Source organism: Pseudomonas sp. P5_B2 (genome assembly GCF_056400445.1).
The window spans coordinates 1-3,906 of sequence record NZ_JBFULH010000384.1 but is presented as its reverse complement, the minus strand read 5'-3'; the positions used below and the strand labels follow the sequence as shown (position 1 = coordinate 3,906).

General features: G+C 58.8%; 4 protein-coding genes. 2 read left to right on the top strand and 2 right to left on the bottom strand.

All coding sequences use genetic code 11. From position 1 onward, the window contains the following. A partial coding sequence (locus AC1DRJ_RS20940) for a trehalase-like domain-containing protein (protein WP_477803821.1) occupies positions 1-579 on the bottom strand: 579 nt, incomplete at its 3' end. A 273-nt stretch (positions 580-852) separates the two neighbouring features. Continuing rightward, entirely contained in the window at positions 853-1,437 is a 585-nt protein-coding gene (gene idi / locus AC1DRJ_RS20935) for an isopentenyl-diphosphate Delta-isomerase (protein WP_477803820.1), read from the bottom strand. A gap of 316 nt (positions 1,438-1,753) precedes the next feature. On the opposite strand from idi, the gene AC1DRJ_RS20930 reads away from it, so the two are divergent. Together AC1DRJ_RS20930 and AC1DRJ_RS20925 are read left to right on the top strand one after the other, a co-directional pair. Next, positions 1,754-2,926, top strand: a complete 1,173-nt coding sequence (locus AC1DRJ_RS20930; RefSeq protein WP_477803819.1) for an MFS transporter — start codon at positions 1,754-1,756, stop codon at positions 2,924-2,926. A gap of 169 nt (positions 2,927-3,095) precedes the next feature. Next, positions 3,096-3,830, top strand: a complete 735-nt coding sequence (locus AC1DRJ_RS20925; RefSeq protein WP_477803818.1) for a thioesterase II family protein — start codon at positions 3,096-3,098, stop codon at positions 3,828-3,830. The last annotated feature ends 76 nt before the right edge of the window (positions 3,831-3,906 follow it).

Sequence of the window (3,906 nt, the reverse complement as noted above, 5' to 3'; positions counted from 1 at the left end):
GTCGTCGAGTCCACCGAGCAGGAATTGTGCGCTCTGATCCTGTTTCAGGGTGAATTCGGCGATTGCAGCATTGCCATCAACCCGCAACGCCTGATCCGACGACAGGCGCATCGGCAGCTGATCGTCGGCCACGAACGTCACGTCTGTTTTATCCATCTGCGCGCGAGTCTTGGCGCGAGCGTAGTCATGACGCACGGCACAACGCATGTGAAACGTCGCTTCACCACTGACCACGTGAACCCTTCGCATCAGCAGCGGCAGATTGTCCTCGCTGTCGCCGATGGGCAACAGGTCAGTCACCTCGACCACAGCGCGATCACTGAGCCAACGGGTTTGCAGCACGTTTGTGTCCGGCAGGTAAATCTGTTCACGGCGAGCATCGGGCAAGTCCGGGGAGAGTTGGAAAATGCCAGCCTCGGGCGTATCCAGCAGTGAACAGAAAATCGACGGGCTGTCGAATTCTGGCCAGCAGAAAAAGTCCACACTGCCCTTGTCATTCRCCAGTGCCGCGCTGCGCATGTCGCCGATGATGCCGTGGGCGTCGATGGCGCTTTGTCGTTCGGGAAGAAGATCAGCCATTGCCGTGAAACTCCGGATAGGTCGAAGGGAGATTGGCATGCGCCTTGAAGTGAGGCCCTCAACAGATGACTAGCGGATGCTGGTGGGAGTTCAGAGTTGACCTTGACAGTTCATGACGTTCAGCTGTTTTCCAGTCGCCTGTACCACAACAACACGCTCTCTGCGGATTCGAAGGTGTGAACAAACATAGCGAGCAACAATGTGTTCAGAACAGCCGGACGCTGTCGAACGCTTCAATCCGAGTATCGAGACGTAGGTCGGCGGCGCAGGCTGTCATCCATGATCAGGTCTCGTTTTCGATACGCCCACGGCTTGCCGGCCGGTTAGCGCTTGTTCTTTCCAGGCGTTTAGCCCTGTGCGTCCACAGGCATCGAGCAATCGGCGGAACCAGATAGTGAAGGACTCCGGTGCGGCGGCAATGCGTGTGGGAAGCTCGGACAATGGTTGCCATTGCCAGTCATTGGCTTCTTCGGGATTGGCGACGGGGTCGCAATCGCTGACGCCGACGAATATGTGGCCGTATTCGTACTCGATGAGCTGATTTGAAACCGGTTCACGGTAGAGAAGGGTGAAGACTTTACGCAGCTGACAGGTGATGCCCATTTCTTCGAACAAGCGGCGTTTCGCTGCGGCAGCGGTCCGTTCTCCCGGGCGGGGATGACCGCAGCAAGTGTTGCTCCACAGACCTTGGGAATGATATTTGCCCAGAGCACGCTGTTGCAGCAGCAGGCGCCCGTCGCGATCAAAAATGAAGATTGAGAAGGCGCGGTGCAAGAGGCCCTGTTGATGGGCCTGTAACTTCTCGGCGGTGCCTTTTTTCCGATCGTGTCGGTCGACCAGAATCAGTAGTTCGTCCATCGCCAGACTCCATTGTGTCTTCGCTACCGGACCTTTACTCATGACCACCAGACTACGTAGGGAAATTCAGACGTGTACATGTATGAACTGAAATCTAGTCAAGGCATTTGCCCCCTGCCAAATTTCTATTAGACCGATTTCATTGTCTCGTTAAAGTATCAGAGGGTGTGCCGACCTAAGTGTTTTGTACAAGGTGATCCTAGGTGCCCACCGATTGCCGTGGGGTTGCGTGACGCTCCCATTCAGCCAATAAATCCGGGCTGTTCTCTGGATCAGTCTTATGGCAACTTGCACGCCCTGGCTGAGACCTGACCCCATGGCAAACCTTTACCGCGACCTGTTCAAAGCCCCCGGCAGCAGAGCTTTCGTGCTGGCCGGGATGATCGCGCGCATGCCGATTTCCATGACCGGCATCGGCCTGATCACCATGCTCTCACAATTGCAGGGTGGCTATGGACTGGCGGGTGCAGTGGCAGCGACGTTTGCCCTGGCCACGGCGTTTTGTGCGCCGCAGGTCTCGCGGCTGGTGGACCGTTTTGGACAGCGCCGGATCTTGCCCTTGTCAGCACTGATCGGTGGAGGAGCGTTGTTGATGGTGTTGCTCTGCACTCGGTTGCAGGCGCCGAACTGGACGCTGTTTGTGTTCGCAGCGCTGGCCGGTTGCATGCCGAGCATGTCGGCGATGGTCCGGGCGCGCTGGACCGAGGTCTATCGCGGCCAGCCTGAACTGCAAACTGCCTATGCGCTGGAGTCGGTGCTGGACGAGGTCAGCTTTATTGTCGGGCCACCGTTGTCGGTGGGCTTGTGCGTGGTGGCGTTCCCCGAGGCCGGGCCGCTGGCGGCCTTGTTGATGCTGGCAATCGGCGTCACGGCGTTTGTTCTGCAACGTGACACCGAGCCAGCGATTCATCCGCATGAAGAGCAGCACCAAGGCTCGATCATTCGTTCCGCAGAGATTCAGTTGCTGATGCTGTTGATGGTCGCCATGGGCATCATCGTTGGCGTAGTCGATGTGGTCAGCGTGGCGTTCGCCCAGCAGCAGGGCCAACCGGCGGCGGCGAGTATTGTGTTGTCGGTGTATGCGATGGGTTCATGCATGGCCGGGCTGGCGTTTGGGGCATTGCGCTCGAAAATGCCGTTGCCGCGATTGTTCTTATACGGCGGGGTGGCGACGGCGGTGACGACGCTGCCGTTGCTGCTGGCGACCAATATTCTTGGATTATCGTTGGCGGTATTCGTCGCCGGGCTGTTTTTTGCGCCGACCTTGATCGTCGCCATGGCCCTGGTGGAGCGCATCGTGCCACCGGCAAAGCTGACCGAAGGCCTGACCTGGCTGGTCACCGGATTGAGCATCGGTGTGGCGATTGGCGCGGCCGGTTCGGGGTGGCTGATCGATGCATTTGGAGCGCGAAGCGGGTTTTGGCTGGCGATTGCGGCCGGCCTCGTCGTCCTCACTTCCGCCGTCCAAAGCTATCGCCACCTGAAATAAAGAACCAATGTGTGTGCGGGCTTGCTCGCGAATACGGAGGGACCGTCAACATCCTTGCTGAATGTTCAACCGCATTCGCGAGCAAGCCCGCTCCCACATTAGATCTCTGACTAATTCAAAACGTGCCTCATCCGTTCTCTTGACAGACAACTTTTCGAGGTAAGCCCCGGTGACCCAGCTGACATTGCTGTGCCTGCCCTATTCAGGCGCGAGCGCCATGGTTTACAGCCGCTGGCGGCGCAAACTGCCAGAGTGGCTCACGCTGCGACCGGTCGAATTGCCCGGCCGTGGCGCGCGGTTTGGCGAGCCGTTGCACACCGACATGCGGCGCCTGGCGCTGCAACTCGCGCAGGAACAAATTGCCACGCTTAAAACCCCTTACGCGATATTCGGCCATAGCCTGGGCGCCTTGCTCGCCTGTGAAATGGCCCATGCGTTGCGCTCGCTGGGCTGCCCGGAGCCGGTGGCGCTGTTCGCTTCAGGCACCGCAGCGCCGACGATGCGCGCTGAATATGATCGCGGTTTCGCCGAACCGAAAACTGATGCCGAACTGATCAAGCAACTGCGCACGCTCAACGGCACCAGCGAAGAAGTGCTGGCCAACGCAGAGCTGATGAGCCTGACGCTGCCGGTCCTGCGCGCGGATTTTCTGCTGTGCGGGCGCTTCGAGCCGCAGCAGCGTCCGTTGCTCAAGTGCCCGGTGCATGTGCTCGGCGGCAAGTCTGATCGCGCTACCACCGAGCAATTGCTCGGCTGGAGCAAGGAAACCCACGGCAGTTTTTCCGTGGACATGCTCAGTGGTGGTCACTTCTTTATCCATGAGCACGAGGCCAAGGTGTTGCGGGTGATCAAGGATCAGCTTGAAGTTCACCATCGCCGGCATGCCATGGCTACCAGCGCCTGACACATTCTCAAGTCACCCCCGAACCCTGTGGGAGCGGGCTTGCTCGCGAATGCGGTGGGTCAGTCACATTGATGTT

What these genes read in the sequence shown, in the direction of transcription:
- idi (WP_477803820.1), bottom strand. Translation starts at nt 1,437, where the DNA reads ATGGACGAACTACTGATTCTGGTCGACCGACACGATCGGAAAAAAGGC.
- AC1DRJ_RS20930 (WP_477803819.1), top strand. Translation starts at nt 1,754, where the DNA reads ATGGCAAACCTTTACCGCGACCTGTTCAAAGCCCCCGGCAGCAGAGCT.